Here is an 18,159-nt window from a genome sequence, read left to right as displayed (position 1 = left end):
GAATTCAGTCAGGTTTGGATACGGTGATGGTTTGCTGGTCCAGCGAGACCTGCAGCTTGACCTTGCGGGCCGGAATGACGGTGCGGTACCACGCGACTTCTGGCGCCGGTGGCAGCTTGTAGACGCTGCGCCACTGGGCCTTGCCCAACTCCCGATAGCCAACCAGCAAGCCGAGTGCGGTGGCTTCCGGGTTCAGCTTGCGCTCGAAGTCCCGCGACTCTCCAGGACGCAGCACAAATTCGTCGCGCGCAAGGAGGTCTTGAGTCAGGACCGTCTTGTCGTTCTTCTCCAGTGTGAAGTAGTCCGCGTTCTCGAAGGCCGTATCGGTCTTGAGTTCGTAGAGGCGTACCAAAACCGGGGATGCCCTGCCCTTGTCATCCGGATTGACGGTCGACTTGGCGTCGATGGTCAACTCGAGCTTGATCTGCTCCTTTGGCGCGACCGGCTGCGGAACCGAGCAGGCGCTCAGCAGTGCCACTGCCAAGAGAACCACTGTTGGGCCGGGGCAATACCTGGCTCGCATGCTCAATCCCCCACCGACGCGGACTCGCTGCCGATCAGCTTGCATCCGCATTCGGTGCGGCAACCCTCCACCGCGGCGGGTACGTCGCCAACGGTGAAAGTCGGATGAGCCTCAATGATCTTGTTGATCCCGTGCGGCCGGCCATCTGGGTACCGCTGGGGGCAGTCAACCTGATCCCCGAGGCGTGCGATCGGCTTGCCGTTGATCGTGTGGGTGGGCGACCCGCTGATGACTTTGCCGTCATGATCGGTGTCATCGCCGACGGTAATAATGCGTAAGCTCATGGAGATCTCCGTATTTGTTTACAGAAAGCCATCCGGCTCTCTTCAGTACCTGAACTAGACGTTGGCCAACGATGCCGGCAAGTGCGAAGGCAGTCGCATCGACGAAAGAGGGCAGACGCCGACAAAGGCATGGCCGGATCTGGCCCAGGGCATCAGCGAACACGCAATAAGTCCTGCGTTAAGAGCCGGTATCAAAGGGCTTGGCAGTACGGCCATGTGGGGATCAACGATCAGAAGCAAATCAAATGTGTCCGGCGATTCCGCAACAATCAAAACCCTGTTACGACATCGTCAGAATCACTTCCAGGCATCGTCGGGCCGCTCAACGAATCTCCCTGCTATATAAGGTGTTGCCGAAGTAGCGCCATTTTGTGACGCCTCCGTTCTGGAAATGCCCACCGGCTGCGCCAGGGCCTTCATCCTGCTCTTCCCATTGTTCGCCGCTGTCGCGGCTGATCAATGCCACGTCGTGCTCGTTCTTCCCATTGCTGGCGTCAATCATCAGAAGATTGTCTTTACCGAGATAAAGCGCGCCAGGGACGATGCTGTCACCGAACGTCTTGAGGTGTCGCGCCGGTCCACCTGTCCAACGCCAGATGCCAGCCGGACGCTTGCGGTCCGAGTCATGCGGGATGGCATCGTCGTGGGGCTTCCCCTGCTCCGTCAGCAAGTACAGTTTGTTGCCGCGCAGCCCCTTGTCGCTATCCGGCACCCAAAGCATGTCTGAGACGGTGGCGTCAGCTAGAACAGTCTCAGGCTGGCGCGGTTGGTCGGCACGGACGAAGACGTCAGCAGGGTCGTCCCAGCGCAAGGCATAGACCAGACTCGCGTCGGGCTGCCCGCCATACGTCTCTGGTGACCAAAACGCCAAGAACAGCACACCATTGCCTGCAAGGTAGGACGAAGTGAAGGCAAAGCGCGCGTCCTTGATTACCGGCTTGTCGCTGCGCTGCTTTACCTGTGCGGCACGGGTCAGGTTTCTATCGATCTTGTAAGCAAGCCCTGGCACCAGTATTTGCTGCCAGTGCTGCCCGCCGTCGACAGTGCGCCAGATGTGCGGCCCCCAGCCGATGGCGTAGCCGCGATTCGCATCCAGGAAGGCCAGTTTGCCGATATTGTTCGCCTCCGGCCACGCTAGGCGCCGCCACGTCATGCCGCCATCCGTGCTCTTCCACAGCTTGTGGTAGGCCACGCCATAGTCATCCGGACCGTTCTCCTGCTTGTAGTCGGTCCACTCGGTAGCGATGTAGATCACCTTCCAATCCGGGCTGACCCACCAGGTCGCATTCTGGCCAAACTGTTCGAAGCGTTTAGAGAGGTCCAGCTCGAAGGTGCCATTGAAGAACCGCACGGTGTAGCGATTGAGCCGCTCCGACGAGTCGTTCATCCACGGCTCCGTTGGCTCCGCAATCATCGGATCCTTCCACTCGACACGAGGTTTGAGAACGTCAAGAGGCGGTGCGACTTTCAACCAGAGCAACTGCTCACCTTTCACCCTGAAGTCTGCTCCACCGTAAGGCTTGTCGTTACGTAGCACTACTGCGCGACTTGTCCACATTCCCAATCCCCTGCATCCATATCCGATAGTCCCGAGCAGCAGCCCGAGGATGACGATCCGAACGAGCCACCGGCGGCTCATCTCAGGTTCTCCAGCAGGCTTTGTATTGCCCTGACAAGCGCCTCCCCGGTCTCCTTGACGGTTTGCCTTGGGTGCGTCACCTTGTGCTTCCCAACTTCCGCGCCACTGTCAAGCGCTTGCCCCCAGGTCGCACCGTCGAGCCATTCCTCGATGTTTGGCTGGCCACCAATCTTCATGAGGTCGTCTGGTGGCAGACCAGCCAACCCTCCATCGAGATAGGCTGGGACGTGGGTCTTGAATGCGAATTCCTTGAACTTGTCGCTATTCAGTTCAAGCTCAAACTTCGTCGCGCTCAGCCTGAAACCACGGTTGCTGTTGAACTTGCACGGAATCGCAATTGAGTCTCCCCGCATGTTCTGCTTGAGACCGTCCTCCATGTTCTGCTGCAAATTCCGTCTGGCTGCGATCAGCCACAACTGCCCCAGTGGCGTCAGGCGCGGGTACAACTTCTCCCCATAGTTCGAGCAGTAGTAGTACCCATATCCGGCGTAATACTTCGGCATCTGGTGCCCACAGCCGATGTGGCGCATCATGAAGTTGGTGCCCCGCGACCACAGCGGTGAATCACTACTCGGCTGAATCAGTGCATCACGGTTGCGGATGAGCTTCTCAACAACCTCTTTGTCATCCCACGGGTTCCACCATGTCAGCCAAGCCTTGATCGTTTCCCAAGTCTTGGCTCCACTCTTGTTGACATACTCCTGATGCAGCGGACGGTAGTAGTACACACATTGCCCGATGATGCCTTCGGCCGCAGGAGGAACGATTTTGTCGCACGAGGAGGCCGTCACCTTCGCAGGTTCCTGCAAGTTCACCGGCGTGTGAATGGCACCCCCTTGGCCGAGAGGGTTTTCGTTGTCTTGACTCATACCGCCTTATCTCGCTTGTCGAACAGCTCTACAACAACGCCATCGGGCACCTGACGCGCGGAGAGCTTTGTCTCGCCGTTCTCTCCGGTGATGCCTTCGGCCAGGATCTTTCCTGCATCGTCGCGCAAGCGATAGGCCACACCAGATGCTGGCAACTCCGTACCAGCCCAGGTAGCGAGGAAGGCCTGGTCATAGCTCCCCGGCAATCCTTGCGGCATGACAGGCAGGGATTCTGCAAGTGTCTTTGACCCCGGCAGGCCATGCGAGACCGCATGAGCCTTCCAACTGCCAGATGTACCGTGCTCAATCCCACTGGCATTCAGACGGATATAGCTGCCACCGCCGTTGATCAAGATTTCCTTTTTGGCAGCAATCTCGATCAGGTCCGTAACGCTGATCAGCTTGAGGACCTTCTGGGCGATGATTTCGATATCGTCGGACTGAGCCTGAATCTCGATCTTCCCCTTGGCCGCAAAGAGCCGCATGCCAAGCTTCTGCACGAAAAGCACAGCTCGCTCGGCGAAGCTGCCGAAGAAACCCCCGCCCGTTGCGATCGACAAATGCGCGCCGGTGGTGATGGCGGTATGCCGCCCGCTATGCAGGTGCGTGGTTTCCGCCGTGGTCGCCGCAATCCCGGAGGGACTCGCCAGGACCAGGTGCGGCTTACTCAGTTCACCCTGCTCGCCATTGCCGCGAATGTCGTCGTTCTGCGCCTTTAGCGCCCTCGCCACATCGAGCTGCTCGCTGGCCTGCGCCTGTTGATGGTCGGCCCTCTCGCCCAGCGCCTCCTGGATATCGCGACCGTTGGTAAGCCGCTGCACGGTCTCACCCATATCCTTGTGGTGGCCCTGCGCGTCATGGCGCGCCTCGGTGGAGACCAGCATGCCCTTGGCCGACCGGATTGCACCGTGACCGTCGGTGCGCAACTCGAACCCTTCGCCGCGCTTTTCCTTGCGGCCGTCGGCGTCCGGCACCCGGGTTATATAGCCAAGGCTCAGCAGCGAGGCCTGGTGGTCACTGCCGATCTGCGTCTGAATTTCTCCCTGCGTATCGTCCTGCAGGAAGGTGTTGTGCCGCTCCCCAAAGAGCTCCTTGCTGCGGAAGCCCGACAGCGCGTGCTGGCTGGGCAGGACCCATTGCGACATGTTGACGCGATTGGGCACCCGGCCGGTGATGATCGGGCAATCGGGATCTCCATTGAGAAAGTCGACGATGACTTCCTGCCCGATACGCGGAATGTGGCTCGCCCCGAACTGGTCGCCCTGCCAGGCCTGCGAGACGCGCACCCAACATGAACTGTTTTCGTTGCGCTGGCCGAGCCGGTCCCAGTGAAGCTGAATTCTGACCCGCCCGAATTCATCGAGCCACGCCTGCTGGTTCTGCGGACCCACGACGGTGGCCGTCTGCGGCCCAAAGGTTCTGGGCTTCTCCTGCAGCCGCACGGGGCGGAAGATCACCTTCGTAGGCTGGACTTCGAACGCCACCTCGCACTGCCAGTGCTGGTCCTGCCCAGATTCTTCGGCCACCTCCTCCAGCTTGAACCGAGTCGCACAGGTCAGATACTCGACGTTGGCCTTGTCCTGTGGATGGCGCGTGAGGGTGAACGTACAGCCGGCGGCCAGGCCACGCAGATTGGCCTTGCCACGGGCACGGCTGCCATGCTGGCGCAGCTCCTCCATACGGATTCGGGAGACCTTGTCTCCCGCTTTCCAGGGATCGTTGCCCGTCACCGGCTGGGCGTGGTCTCCCGGCCATTCATAGATCTCGCCATCAGCGTGCGCGGTGTCGCGCGGATCGCGCGTGCTAACGTCCAGATCGGCCCGAGGCTTGTTGAAATCATAGTCGCTCGACACCCAGGCGCCGGACACCAGCTTGTCAATGACGGCGAACTCGTAGATGTACTCCTCATCGATGCGCCCGACCGAGTCATGCCAGCGCACGGTATGGTAGGCGGGGCTCGGGGCATTGCGGAACGCCCCGTTGCCGTCGGTCAGTACCAGCCGGTGCTTGCCCTGCGAATGCTCGAAGAAGAACGCAATACCCCACTCTTCGGTGAGGCGCTTGAAGAACGCATAGTCAGTCTCGCCGTACTGAACCTGATACTCGCGCTTGGGATAGCGCGCCACATCCAGCCGCTTCTCGACCGGAAAGGTGTAGTCCGCGAGTAGTTCGTCCAGGATCTCGACCACCGTCTTCTGCTGGAAGATCTTGAAGTCGGTGGTCTGTGTGGCGAGGAACAGCCACGGACGCAGCGTGAGTGTGTAGGCAAGCGAGCGGCCCTCGCTGGCTGGCCCTTCCACTTGTGTGACCAGGCCGGTGATTTCCCGCGTGCCGGCACCGACGCGCCCTGCCAGCCCGCTGCCCATGCCGTCGAGTTCGATGGCGATCGTGAGCTCCCTACCCTGGAGCGCCGGCATGTCCAGGTTCGCCGCCGGCCCGAACAGGCTATTCAGGCTATCCGGCGTCTTGAGCCTGACGCGGTATTCGAAGAGTTCGCACAGGTTCTCCTGCCCCTCGAGGCGCACGACGGTGAGCGCGGAACGCCCCAGCAATTCTGGCAGGCCCTCGCCCTTGAGCATGACCGTACGGCCACCGATCCCGGGCAGATTGAACGAGGTACCCATCATCTCTCCTTCCCTATGCGAGCGCTTTGAATACCAAACCAACAAAGTCTTGCCGCGTCACGTTTCAGCGTGACACGGCAAAATCTGACATCAGCGGACAATCAGGCTTCCTTGTTGCCCTTGATGTCGTAGCCCGCGGTCACGGCGCCGCCGCTGCCGCCCTGGGCGTTCTGCACCACGTACTCCTGCTTGATCTTGGAGAACGACAGGGAGACCTTCTCGCGCATGCGCAACTCGTCATCCACCGAACCCTTCGGGCTCACCTTGGTGACGACCACGTCGGTCATGGTGAGCTTCAGGTATTCGAGCGGATTGCCGCCGGCCTTGCGCACGACCAGCACGGCTTCGTTGATGTGCTTGCCGGTCAGGCAGTACTTCATCAGGTTGGGCGAAGCGCGATCGATGAAGTGGTCGAAGGACAGGTCCGACACGGTCGCCTTGCCGGCACCGCCGCCGCTACCCGCGTGCATGGTGGACTGCTGCTCGATGCTCCAGTCCCAGGCCAGCACTTCGATTTCGTTCTTGTGCGACGTGTCCTGCGACTCGCCGTCGATGCCGTTGATCTTCAGGAAAATGTCCTGTGCCATTGCAAAACTCCTTCACGTTAAGACAGGTACTGCAGACAAGAGCCGCAACAAGGCCCCCGCCCCCAAGGGATCAGGGGCGGGGTTGCCTGATGCGGGACTACCGGTACATTTCAGGCTTCGGGCGACGCTCAGGCAGCGTCCTTGACCGATGGCAGGCGCGCCACCAGTCGCAGCGACACCGTCAGGCCTTCGAGCTGGAAGTGCGGGCGCAGGAAGAACTTGGCGCTGTAGTAGCCGGGGTTGCCTTCCATTTCTTCAACCACCACTTCGGCGGCCGCGAGCGGACGGCGGGCCTTGGTCTCCTGCGAGGAGTTGGCCGGGTCGGCGTCAACGTAGTTCATGATCCATTCGTTGAGCCAGCGCTGCATGTCCTCGCGCTCCTTGAAAGCCCCGATCTTGTCGCGCACGATGCACTTCAGGTAGTGGGCGAAGCGTGAGCAGGCAAACAGGTACGGCAGCCGTGCCGACAGGTTGGCGTTGGCCGTGGCGTCGGCGTCGTAATACTCGGCCGGCTTCTGCATCGACTGCGCGCCGATGAAGGCCGCATAGTCGGTGTTCTTGCGGTGGACCAGCGAGATAAAGCCGTTCTTCGACAACTCGGCTTCACGGCGATCGGAGATGGCGATCTCGGTCGGGCACTTCATGTCGAGGCCGCCATCGTCGGTCGGGAAGGTGTGGCACGGCAGGTTCTCCACCACACCACCGCTCTCCACGCCGCGAATCAGCGTGCACCAGCCGTACAGCTTGAACGAGCGGTTGATGTTCACCGCCATTGCGTAGGCGGCGTTGCTCCACACATACTTGCGGTGGTCGGCGCCGTCGGTGTCTTCCTCGAAGTCGAATTCATCAACCGGGTTGGTCTTGATGCCGTATGGCAAGCGCGACAGGAAGCGCGGCATGGCCAGCCCCACGTAGCGTGCGTCTTCCGAGTTGCGCAGGCTGTTCCACGGCGCGTATTCCAGGTTCTGGAAGATCTTGGACAGGTCGCGCGGGTTGGCCAGCTCCTGCCACGAATCCATCTGCAGCACGGACGGCGATGCGCCGGCGATGAACGGCGCATGGGCGGCCGCCGAGATCTTGGCGAGCGAACCCAGCAGCTCCACGTCGGGCGGGGTGTGGTCGAAGTAGTAGTCGGCGACCAGGCAGCCGTACGGTTCGCCGCCGAGCTGGCCGTATTCCTCTTCGTAGATGCGCTTGAAGAACGGGCTCTGGTCCCAGCCGATGCCCTTGTACCGGCGCAGCGTGCGACGCAGGTCGTCCTTGGACACATCCATCACGCGGATGCGCAGCTTGTCGTCGGTCTCGGTGTTCGAGACCAGGTGATGCAGGCCGCGCCAGGCCGACTCCAGCTTCTGGAATGCTTCGTGGTGCAGGATCAGGTTGATCTGCTCGGAGAGCTTCGTGTCGATGGCGCCGATGATGGCTTCGATGCTCTTGTATGCATCGTCGCTCATGGTGAACGAGCTGGCGAGCGCCTGCTCGGCCAGGGTCTTGACGGCGAGATCGACGGCTTCGCGGGCCTGGTCGGTCTTGGGCGAGAACTCGCGGCTGATCAGTGCGGCGAAGTCCGATTGCTCTACGGTCGCGAGGGCTTGCTGTTGCTTTTGTTGGGCGGAAGCCATGGAATCCTTGCTTGATAAGGTTGTTCAGGTAGGCAAGAAGCCGTTCCGGTCAGGCCTGGGACGCCTGGGCGTCGCCATCGGTAGCCTGGGGCTTGGGCGCCTTGGCAAGCGATTGCAGCAGCGCGGGGTCCTGCAGCAGTTGATTGATCAGCGATTCGGCACCCGACTTGCCATCCATGTACGTCTGCAGGTTTGCGAGTTGCGTGCGGGCCTCCAGCAATTGCCGCAGCGCATCGACCTTGCCGGCCACCGCCGCTGGCGAGAAGTCCTCGATGCTCTCGAACGTCATGTCGACCATCAGCTGGCCGCCGCCGGCCAGCGTATTGGGAACCGCGAACGCAACACGAGGCTTCATCGCCTTCATGCGCTCGTCGAAGTTGTCGATATCGATCTCGAGGAACTTGCGGTCGGCGACCGGCGGCAGCGGCTCGGCGGGCTTGCCCGACAGATCGGCCAGGACGCCCATCACGAAGGGCAACTCGATGCGCTTCTCCGAGCCATATACCTCGACGTCGTACTCGATCTGCACGCGTGGCGCACGATTGCGCGCGATGAATTTCTGCGAACTGTTCACAACAGACATAGGTCTCCTCAACGGGTGACAAGAGGGGTTGCAAGGACGTGCCGCACGGCGTCAGGCCGCTTCGGCTTGGGGATATTCCGGCCCAACAGCGTCGTGGCCGGCACGGTACTCGGTGTGATAGGTCAGTACGGGCGCATCTGGCTGCTCTGCCGTCAGCCGGATGTCGATCGCGGCCAGCTGGCGCTTCTCCGATATCGCCGACAGCCACAGGCGAGCCAGTTGCGGCTGGACGACCTGCTCGATAAAGCTGATCAAACGGCGAGCGCCGGTTTCGCCAACCGGGCAGCGCGCCACGATGAACTCGACCACGGCGTCGCCATAGGTGAGCGCAATGCCGTGCTGGTCGTGCATGCGTGCCACGACGCGGCCCAGGTGCAAGCGCACGATGCGGCCAAGGTGTTCGGCGGCAAGCGGCAGGTAGGGCACGATCACCAGGCGGCCGAGGAACGCCGCCGGAAAGACTTTGCGCAGCTCCGGCATCAGCGCGTCGCGCAGCGCGGCGGGCTCCGGCATCAGCGCCGGGTCTTCGCAGAGATTCGCCAGGAGATCCGAGCCAGCGTTGCTGGTCAGCAGCAGGATGGTGTTCTTGAAGTCGATGTGGCGCCCTTCGCCGTCTTCCATGTAGCCCTTGTCGAACACCTGATAGAAGACTTCGTGGACGTCGGCATGCGCCTTCTCGACCTCGTCAAGCAGCACCACGCTGTAGGGCCTGCGGCGCACCGCTTCGGTCAGCACGCCCCCTTCGCCGTAGCCGACATAGCCCGGCGGTGCGCCCTTGAGGGTCGAAACTGTGTGCGGCTCCTGGAATTCGGAGAGGTTGATGGTGATGAGATTCTGCTCGCCGCCATAGAGGGCATCGGCCAGCGCCAGGGCAGTCTCGGTCTTGCCGACGCCGGAAGGGCCTACCAGCAGGAACACGCCGACCGGCTTGCCCGGATCGGTCAATTGCGCGCGGGCGGTCTGGACACGCTCGCCGAGCTGGGCCAGCGCGTGGTCCTGGCCGACGACGCGAGTGCCAAGGGTCTGCGGCAACCGCATGACCGTGGCCACCTCGTCCGCGACCATGCGCCCGACCGGGATGCCCGTCCAGTCGGCGACAATGGCCGCGACCACGGCTTCGTCCACTTCCGTGTACACAAGCGGCGCCTCCCCTTGCGCCGCACGAAGGTCGGCTTCGAGCTCAGCCAGAGACTGCTGAGGCTGCGCCGTGCTTGCCGGCTCGATCGCCGGCTCGATCGCCGGGGGTTGGACCAGCGCCTGCCGGCGTGCGACCAGGTCGCTCGCCAGGCTTCGTTCGCGCTCCCAGCGCGCTTCGGCCTGCGCCAGGTCGGCTTCGATCTGCTCGCGCCGGGCATGTACGACGGCTATCCGCGCGGCATCTGCTTTGCCGAAGCCGGCTTCCTTGGCGAGCAGCGCGCATTCGGCGTCGGCAGCGGCCAGTTGCTGGCGCAGGTGTTCGACTTCCGCCGGTGGGGCGTGCAGTGACAGCGCCACGCGGGCGCAAGCGGTGTCGAGCAGGCTGATGGCCTTGTCCGGCAACTGCCGGGAGGGGATATAACGATGGGAGAGCTTGACGGCGGCACGCACCGCTTCGTCGCGGATGAACACCCGGTGGTGCGCCTCGAAGGTGGCGACCAGCCCCCGCACCATGGCGACAGCCTTGGCCTCTTCTGGCTCCATCACCTGCAGGACCTGGAACCGGCGCGTGAGCGCCGGATCCTTCTCGATGTGGCGCTTGTATTCGCTCCAGGTGGTAGCACCAATCGTGCGCAGCGCGCCTCGCGCCAGCGCCGGCTTGAGCAGATTGGCAGCGTCGCCCGTGCCGGCCTGGCCGCCGGCGCCGACCAGCGTGTGGACTTCATCCACAAACAGGATCACCGGCTTCCCGGACCTGGCGGCTTCCTCCAGCACGCCTTTCAGCCGCGCCTCGAATTCACCTTTCATGCTGGCGCCGGCCAGCAGCGCCCCGACGTCGAGACTCAGGAGCCGGATATCCTTCAAGCTCGGCGGCACCGTGCCCGCAGCGATGGCCTGGGCGAGCCCCTCGATGACGGCGGTCTTGCCAACCCCAGCCTCTCCCGTCAAAAGCGGATTGTTCTGGCGGCGGCGCAGCAGGATGTCCGTCATGGTGCGGATCTCGTGCTCGCGGCCAATCACCGGATCCAGCCGGCCGGCGCGGGCCTCCTCGGTCAGGTCGAGGCAGTACTGGCCAAGGGCAGACTTGCCGGAACCCGTGGGCGCCATGGCGCCGCTGGCCTCGCCAGGCGTGGCCGGTGCGAGGCCACTACCGTCGTAGGCCGCTTCCCGGCTTTCGGGCGACTGCGCGACCAACGCGGGAACGGCTTCGACCAGGTCATCGGCACGTACCTTCGCGAACTGATTCGAGATGCCCAGCATCGTACGGCGCAACTCCGGCGTCTTGAGCAGCGCGCTCAGCAGGTAGGCGCCGCGCACGTGGTCATCGGCGAAGGCAAGTGTCGCGTAGACCCACGCCCGCTCCATGGCGGACTCGATCTGGAACGAGAAGTCGCTGATCGACGTGGCGCCGGCTGGCAGCAACCCCAGCGCGCGCGTCAGGTCGGCTTCCAGGGCGGGCAGGTCGGCGCCGGCATGGCGCAGGATCCGCTGCAGGTCGCCATCGGGGGCCTGCAGCAACTGGTGCAGCCAATGCACAAGCTCCACGTACGGGTTGCCGCGGAGTTTGCAGAAGGCGGTCGCGCTTTCGATCGCCTTGAATAGGGTGGGATTGAGTCGGCCGAACAGCGCCTGACGCGAAATGTCCATTTGATGCCTTGATCTTTTTTGAATGATCGACTGCGATCGACTGGGCTTGCCAGATGGAGTCCTTGCGATGGAGTCCTTTATTAACTCCTTTTTAGGATATGGCAAAAACATTAGATGCGTAAACCCCTTCCGCGATCATCGCAGAGCGGCTTCCGTGACCAGACAGGAAGCCTGATCGCCGTGGATCCGTGGCAGCCAAACAACGCCAAGTAACCTATACGTGCGCGTCTATCACGTCCATCACGGATGGCGCAGTAAGTTACGACGATCACGGACCGAGACGTGAAAAATTCGGAAATTTCCCAATATGAATTCCGAAAAATTCGGCGTTTTATAGGACAATTTCTGTGTTTTTATAGGACACGTCCTAAAAATATTAGGACGATGGATCCTTAATTCGAAGCCACCGCGCAGACCGCAATTAATGACATCCGCTTGCATTTTGTCTAGCCGTGATTTTCGATTATCATCGGGTCCATTCCTGAACCTATCACTAGCGAGGCAAGGTCATGAGCGACTCGCAGACCCTCCCGGCAGGGACCGGCGCCACCGACCCCGGATTCGACCGCGATAGCGATACGCCCTGGCCTTGGGATGCGCTCGGCGGGATGCCCCTGGGCACTGCCGATCCGTTCTCGGTGCTGAGACCAGCCGCTGGCGAGCGCAAAGCGCAAGCTGCTGCCCCCGATCGGACTGACGTGATCGAGCAGCTCAAACGCGAGGCGGAGGCGGCGCTGCGCGATCCCGACTACCTGAGCGCCTACCCGGGGGCCACCACTGGGGCGGCAGCGGTTGTCCCGGCGGAGCCCGCTCGGAACCCGCTGCAGATGCTCGCACGCGAGGCCGACCATGCCCACAGCTTGATGGACATGCTTGCCACCGCTGGCCACATCAACGCCCTGATTGGTTCCCCGCAGACCCTGGATGACTACCCGTTCTTTGTGATCCCGCCTGCGCCGGACGTGCTCTGGCTCTTCGCAGGGGACATCGTGCCCACCAGGCGCCGTGACGTCGCCGCTCCCCTTACCCGCCGCGAACACCACCTCGTCTCGATGGATAGCGCCTACCGCCCTGCACAGGCACAAACGCAGACGCAGACGCAGACGCAAACGCAAACGCAAAAGCCGGAGCCCGATCATGGCGCTTGATACGCAAGCCCCCGAAAGCACACGCGACGCCGGGCTATCGTCGGTCCTGCGCCGAACCGGTTCGGCCGCCGGCGCGCTCTGCGCAGCGGAAGGCCTGGTGCGCCTGCAGCCCGGCTCATTTGACTCCCGTTGGCAGCTATTCCAGTGGCTGTGCGTGGTTGGCGAATGGACGCGCGCGCTCCGGCAACTGCAGGTGGCCACGCAGCTCGCACCCGACTTTGCGCAAACCGCGCATGTCTACCGCGACTTGATCCGCGCGGAGGTGTTCCGGTGCGAGGTCTTCGCAGGCCGGCGCGCCCCCGGCTCCCTGCTGCCCGCCCCGGCCTGGATGACCGGGCTGCACGTGGCGCTCGTACAAACCAAAGCCGGTGAGATCGCCGCCGCCGATAGCAGCCGCAACCTGGCACTGTCGGAGGTCCCGGCCTCGCCCGGCATGCACGACGGTGTGCGCTTCGCGTGGATCACCGACACCGACACGCGCCTGGGCCCGACCTGCGAAATCGTGGCCGCGGGCCGCTACGCCTGGCTGCCTTTTGCCCAGATGCACAAGCTTGAGCTGGCCGAGCCTGCCGGCTTGCTCGATCTGCTGTGGCGCCCGGCCACCGTGACGCTCTCCGACGGTGTGGTCAGCCGTGGCTTCATGCCGGTGCGCTACGCTGACTCTGAGCAGGGTAGCGACGCCATCCGGCTCGCCCGCGAAACCAACTGGGCCGAAGTAGGCGATACCGGTGTCATCGGATTCGGCCAGAAGACCTGGATGACGGATGCGGGCGATGTGGCCATGCTCGATGTGGCGACCCTCACTCTGGTAACCGGGCATGGCTGACCACCGCCCGCCGCGGGTACCACGCCGCCCGAATACGCAACTGCTGCCGACGCTCTTTGACCGGCTGCGCGACGACGCGCCCCAACGGCAGACCGAAAGCGCAAACGAATACACCGTCACGCGCGCCCAGATGCGCGAGATCATCCAGCGCGATCTCACCTATCTGCTCAATACGACCAACCGCGAGGATGAGATTGACCGCGAGCGGTATCCGGAAGCGGCCAGCTCCACGCTGAACTACGGCGTGCCGCCGGTGGCCGGCAGCTATCTGTCCGAGCACAAGTGGGACGGTATTATCGGCATCGTGCAGCGGGCCATCGAGGACTTCGAGCCCCGGCTGATTCCGGGGTCGCTCAAGATCGAGCCGCTGCTGAAGGAGGACGCTCCGCATCGCTACAACGTGCTGTTGTTCGAGATCTCTGGGCTCATCCACATGGACCCGTATCCGATGGCGTTCACCGCCCAGAGTTCGCTCGACCTGGAAACCAGCCGGATGCAGCTCAAGTCGATCCACGCAAACTGACACCTACCGACACCCCATGGATCCACAACTGCTGGAGTACTACAACCGCGAGCTTGTCTACATGCGCGAGCTGGCTGGGGAATTCGCCAAACAGCACCCCAAGGTTGCGCGACGCCTGGGCATGCATGGCATCGAGGTGGCCGATCCCTATGTGGAGCGGTTGATCGAGGCATTCTGCTTCCTGTCGGCACGCACCCAGATCAAGCTGGACGCCGAGTTCCCGCGCTTCACGCAGCGGCTGCTGGAAGTCATCTATCCCAACTACATCGCGCCGACGCCAGCCATCGCCGTCGCGCAGTTCCACCCCAGCCACAAGGAAGGCGATCTGGTGCGCGGCATCCCGGTGCCGCGCGACACGGCGCTGCTGGCTCGTGCGCCGGCCGGCGAATCCACGCAGTGCGAGTTCCGTACGACTCAGCCGCTGACCCTGTGGCCGATCGAGATCGCGCAAGCCCGGCTGACCGGCATCCCGCCGGATATCCGCCACCTGGAGCGCTATGTCCCCGCCCATGTGACCGTGCAGGGCGCGTTGCGCCTGCGCCTTCGCCTAACCCGGAACGTCACCTTCGCCAAGCTGGCTGAACTGGATGCGCTACCCGTCTACCTGTGCGGCAATGATCAAATTGCCTCGCACCTCTTTGAGCTGCTGCATGGTGCCGGGGTGTCGGTGCTCGTGGGCAAGCCCGGTGCGATGGGCGAGCAACCCTATGCGATCACGCAGAATGCGGTCGGCTACGTCGGCTTGGCGCCGGACGAAAGCGCCCTGCCGCTTGCCTGGAACAAATTTCATGGCCACAATCTGGTCCACGAATACTTCGCGTGCCCGCAGCGCTTCTATTTCTTTGGCCTCAACGGACTAGCGCCGGGTCTGGCCAAAATCGATGGCCGCGAGGTCGAGATCGTCATCCTGCTGGGCAAGTCCCCGGGCGCGCTCGCCAGCCAGGTCGATGCGAGCCAGTTCGCGCTCTTCTGCACGCCGGTGGTCAACCTGTTCCCGATGCGTACCGATCGGATGGAGATCGACCCGGGCCGCACCGAATTCCACCTGGTGCCCGACCGGCGTCGTCCGCTCGACTACGAGATCTTTTCGGTACAGAGCTTGTCAGGCCAGGTGTCGGAACACAGCACGCCGGTCGAGTTCCGTCCCCTCTTTGCCACGCTCAACAGCGACGAAGGCAACCATGGACGGTATTTTTCCATACGACGGGAGCGGCGGCTGATCTCGGACCATGCCCGCAAGTACGGCACGCGCACGGCCTACACTGGCACGGAGATCTTCGTTTCGCTGGTGGACCAGAATGAAGCGCCCTACCCGAACGATCTGCGCTATCTCTCCGTGCGGGCCATGGCCACCAATCGGGACCTGCCGAATCTCGTGCCGCGCAACGGCTTCAACGATCTGCGCTCACCGGATTCCATCCCGGTAGCCGGAGTCGGGTTGATCCGGCCGCCCTCAACACCGCGCACACCCTTCGCCGAAGGGGAAACGGCCTGGCGCCTGATCCGGCAACTGGGCTTCAACTATCTGTCGCTCACCGACCTGGATCACCGCGAAGGCGGCCAGGGCTTGCGCGAGATGCTGCGCCTCTTCGTCGCCAGCGACGAGCCAGCCCAGCAGCGCCAAATCCAGAGCCTGATCGGCGGCAAGATCAAGCCCGTCACGCGGCGTCTACCCGGCAACGGCCCGATCCTCTATGGTCGCGGGATCCAGTGCCAGTTGACGGTGGATGAGAGTGGCTTCTCCGGCATCAGTCCCTATCTGTTCGGGGTCGTGCTGGAGCACTTCCTCGCCCGGCACGTGTCGGTCAATGCGTTCACGGAAACGGAGCTGTACGCAATGGAGCGCGGTCTGATTCATCGCTGGCCGGTGCGCATGGGAGGCCGCGGCGCGGTATAGACATGTTCCAGGGTCACGACGACATCGGTCCGCGTAGTGCAACGCCGGCGCCCGCCAAGGGTGCCGCCGGCAGCTATGCGCTTTATGCCCCATGGAAGCTCAGCTTCCTTGGCCTCTTGCGCGGGCTGTCGGCACAGCACCGCGATTTGCCGCCGGTGGGCCGCGCCACGCGTCCGCAAGCGGAGCCCTTCCGTATCGGACAAACCGCCTCGCTCACTTTTGCGCCACGCGAGATCGCCAGGCTGGAAGCGCGCGCCAACGGCCTGCGGATCCAGTTGTTCGGGCTCGGCATGCTGGGCCCGAACGGCGCCCTGCCGATCCACCTGACGGAAATCGTACGGGAACGGACCGAGACGAACCGGGACGAGACGACCGCCGCCTTCCTGGATCTGTTCCACCATCGGGCCCTGACCCAGTTCTACCGCGCCTGGGCGGGATCGCAAGCCACGGCCGGGCTCGACCGGCCCGACGAGGAAGTTTTCTCCCGATATGTGGGCTGGCTGGCCGGACAAGACGCCGCCGAAATCGCCCGCAGCCCGCTGCCCACGCACGCCCGCCTGGCCGCCAGCGCACACCATGTGCGCGAGGCACGCAACCCGGACGGCATCGTGGCCGCGCTGTCGCAGTTCTTCGGCGTGCCTGTGGGACTGGAGGAATTCGTGCTGCACTGGATTGCGCTCGATCCGGCCGAACACAGCCACCTTGGCCGCCCGGGTTCCCCCAGCGTGATGGGCCAGGGCGCCTTGCTGGGTGAGATGGTGCCGGATCGCCAGCACAAGTTCCGTCTGGTGATCGGGCCGCTGGACCTGCAGCAATACCTGAACTTCACGCCCAACGGACGGGACTTGCCGGTCCTCGTCGAGTGGATACGGTCCTTTGTCGGCTTCGAATATGAATGGGAAGTCGAGTTGCAGGTGCAGCCGCAATCCGCGCCGCCTGCCGTGCTCGGCGCCGAGGAGCGCCTGGGCTGGTCCACCTGGCTGGGCGAGCCCAACCAGGATCGCGCCACTACCGGCATGGTTTTCCACCCTGAACAATACGTTACCCACTAAGCCATGAAGGCCAAGACCACGACGCCCACTCCTGCGCCCAAGGCGCAAGCGCTGCCGCCGATCCGCTTTGCCGATCTGGCGACACCGGTCGATGCCACCCTGCCCTGTGGAGAGGACCTCGAATACGATGCCGAGTTCGTGGTACTGCTGGCGAAGGCCGCGCCACGCGCGGAGGCCCAGTACGGCGAGTTCGTCGCGCAGGCCGAGCCGCTGAACTGGACCGAGCTGGAACGCAACTGCCGGCGGCTGTTGTTGCGCACCAAGGATATCCGGCTGCTAACACTGTTCCTGCGCTGTCGCACCCGGCTAGACCAGGCGGAAGGCCTGCGCGACGGCCTGGCGCTCCTGGAACGCCTGCTCACCACCTACCCGGCCGCCATTCACCCACGGCTGGACGCGGATGGCGAACACGATCCGGCCCTGCGGGCCAATGCGCTGGCGGCGCTGGCCGATCCGGAGGGGCTCGTTGCTGATGTGCGTGAGATCCCCCTCGCCGGCAATGCTGCCACGCGCCTGCAAATCCGGGACGTGGAACGCGCACTGGGCGCGCCCCGCGCCGCCGACGCACTTGCGCCGGAGTCGGTGCGCCAGCAATTGGAGGCGTTGCGCAATCAAGGACTCCCCCAGATGGCCGCCATGGACGAGGCGTGCCGGCTGGCCGAAGTCTTGCAGCGCTGGTGCGAGGACACCTTGCCAGGCCATGCGCCGGACCTGGCCCCCCTGGGAAAGCTGCTGCGCCTGGTCGGCAACGCCGAGCTTGCCCAGCCAGCGCCCGCGCAAGCCATTCCCGCTCCCGCCGCCAAGACCGCTCCGGCAGCACTGGCGCCATCTCCCAATGCGGTGCATGCGCAGTCCGCACACCTCTCCTGTGCGGGGGACACCGACGATATGCCCATCGACCGCCAAGCTGCCCTCTCTCAGATCCACGCTGCCCGTCAGTGGTTCGAGCGTCACGAGCCCAGCAGTCCCGTATCCCTGCTGCTCGGACAGGCCGAGCGCCTCGTGGGCAAGCGCTTCGATGAGGTGTTTCAGGCGATCCCACCCGATCTTGTCCAGCGCTGGGCACTGGAGGAGGAGGCCGAATGAGCCGTCGCGCAGCCGCAGCCGCCGTCAGGGTCCCTTTACGTTATCGAGATCGAGGCCGTGCCAGACAAGCGTGGCCCTGCTCCCAACCGGAACTCACAGGCTGGGAGCTGCA

15 protein-coding genes are annotated in these 18,159 nt (G+C 63.5%); 6 read left to right on the top strand and 9 right to left on the bottom strand.

The window, feature by feature from the left end; translation table 11 throughout:
• Positions 1-4: 4 nt before the first annotated feature.
• The 9 genes from tssJ to tssH all read right to left on the bottom strand — a co-directional run bounded on the left by tssJ (position 5) and on the right by tssH (position 11,515).
• Positions 5-523 carry a type VI secretion system lipoprotein TssJ gene (gene tssJ / locus A9975_RS23055; RefSeq protein WP_183034818.1) on the bottom strand — a complete coding sequence of 173 codons (519 nt, stop codon included), beginning with the start codon at positions 521-523 and terminating at the stop codon, positions 5-7.
• A gap of 2 nt (positions 524-525) precedes the next feature.
• Positions 526-807 (bottom strand): PAAR domain-containing protein, encoded by a 282-nt coding sequence (locus A9975_RS23050; protein ID WP_174428567.1) that lies wholly within the window; start codon positions 805-807, stop codon positions 526-528.
• 322 nt (positions 808-1,129) lie between these two features.
• Positions 1,130-2,446, bottom strand: a complete 1,317-nt coding sequence (locus A9975_RS23045; protein WP_183034817.1) for a hypothetical protein — start codon at positions 2,444-2,446, stop codon at positions 1,130-1,132.
• Positions 2,443-3,315, bottom strand: coding sequence for a hypothetical protein (locus A9975_RS23040; RefSeq protein WP_183034816.1), 873 nt, complete (start codon positions 3,313-3,315; stop codon positions 2,443-2,445). The genes A9975_RS23045 and A9975_RS23040 overlap by 4 nt, the downstream gene beginning before the upstream one ends.
• Complete coding sequence (locus A9975_RS23035) at positions 3,312-5,942, bottom strand: type VI secretion system Vgr family protein (protein ID WP_255503379.1); 2,631 nt, start codon at positions 5,940-5,942, stop codon at positions 3,312-3,314. Before A9975_RS23035 ends, A9975_RS23040 begins: the two co-directional genes overlap by 4 nt.
• Before the next feature lie 98 nt (positions 5,943-6,040).
• Positions 6,041-6,526, bottom strand: coding sequence for an Hcp family type VI secretion system effector (locus A9975_RS23030; protein ID WP_043344077.1), 486 nt, complete (start codon positions 6,524-6,526; stop codon positions 6,041-6,043).
• 128 nt (positions 6,527-6,654) lie between these two features.
• Positions 6,655-8,148, bottom strand: a complete 1,494-nt coding sequence (gene tssC, locus A9975_RS23025) for a type VI secretion system contractile sheath large subunit (RefSeq protein WP_150988723.1) — start codon at positions 8,146-8,148, stop codon at positions 6,655-6,657.
• 49 nt (positions 8,149-8,197) lie between these two features.
• On the bottom strand, positions 8,198-8,731 hold the full coding sequence (tssB, locus tag A9975_RS23020; RefSeq protein ID WP_150988725.1) for a type VI secretion system contractile sheath small subunit: 534 nt from the start codon (positions 8,729-8,731) through the stop codon (positions 8,198-8,200).
• A 51-nt stretch (positions 8,732-8,782) separates the two neighbouring features.
• Positions 8,783-11,515: a type VI secretion system ATPase TssH gene (gene tssH, locus A9975_RS23015; RefSeq protein WP_183034815.1), complete on the bottom strand. Its 2,733-nt coding sequence runs from the start codon at positions 11,513-11,515 to the stop codon at positions 8,783-8,785.
• A gap of 509 nt (positions 11,516-12,024) precedes the next feature.
• Between tssH and A9975_RS23010 the strand changes: the two genes are divergently transcribed.
• The 6 genes from A9975_RS23010 to tssA are packed head-to-tail and all read left to right on the top strand — an operon-like array spanning position 12,025 to position 18,047.
• The gene (locus A9975_RS23010; RefSeq protein ID WP_183034814.1) at positions 12,025-12,663 is read left to right on the top strand and encodes a TagK domain-containing protein; all 639 of its coding nucleotides are present in this window, start codon (positions 12,025-12,027) and stop codon (positions 12,661-12,663) included.
• The gene (locus tag A9975_RS23005; protein ID WP_183034813.1) at positions 12,653-13,489 is read left to right on the top strand and encodes a type VI secretion system accessory protein TagJ; all 837 of its coding nucleotides are present in this window, start codon (positions 12,653-12,655) and stop codon (positions 13,487-13,489) included. Before A9975_RS23010 ends, A9975_RS23005 begins: the two co-directional genes overlap by 11 nt.
• On the top strand, positions 13,482-14,012 hold the full coding sequence (gene tssE / locus A9975_RS23000) for a type VI secretion system baseplate subunit TssE (RefSeq protein WP_183034812.1): 531 nt from the start codon (positions 13,482-13,484) through the stop codon (positions 14,010-14,012). Before A9975_RS23005 ends, tssE begins: the two co-directional genes overlap by 8 nt.
• A 16-nt stretch (positions 14,013-14,028) precedes the next feature.
• Positions 14,029-15,909 carry a type VI secretion system baseplate subunit TssF gene (tssF, locus tag A9975_RS22995; RefSeq protein WP_183034811.1) on the top strand — a complete coding sequence of 627 codons (1,881 nt, stop codon included), beginning with the start codon at positions 14,029-14,031 and terminating at the stop codon, positions 15,907-15,909.
• A 2-nt stretch (positions 15,910-15,911) separates the two neighbouring features.
• Entirely contained in the window at positions 15,912-16,961 is a 1,050-nt protein-coding gene (gene tssG / locus A9975_RS22990) for a type VI secretion system baseplate subunit TssG (protein ID WP_183034810.1), read from the top strand.
• Between the two features lie 3 nt (positions 16,962-16,964).
• The gene (gene tssA / locus A9975_RS22985) at positions 16,965-18,047 is read left to right on the top strand and encodes a type VI secretion system protein TssA (protein WP_183034809.1); all 1,083 of its coding nucleotides are present in this window, start codon (positions 16,965-16,967) and stop codon (positions 18,045-18,047) included.
• Positions 18,048-18,159: the final 112 nt, after the last annotated feature.

Origin of the sequence: Cupriavidus sp. UME77, from assembly GCF_014170355.1 — a bacterium.
GTDB lineage: Bacteria > Pseudomonadota > Gammaproteobacteria > Burkholderiales > Burkholderiaceae > Cupriavidus > Cupriavidus basilensis.
This window is presented reverse-complemented; position numbering and strand designations above follow the sequence as displayed.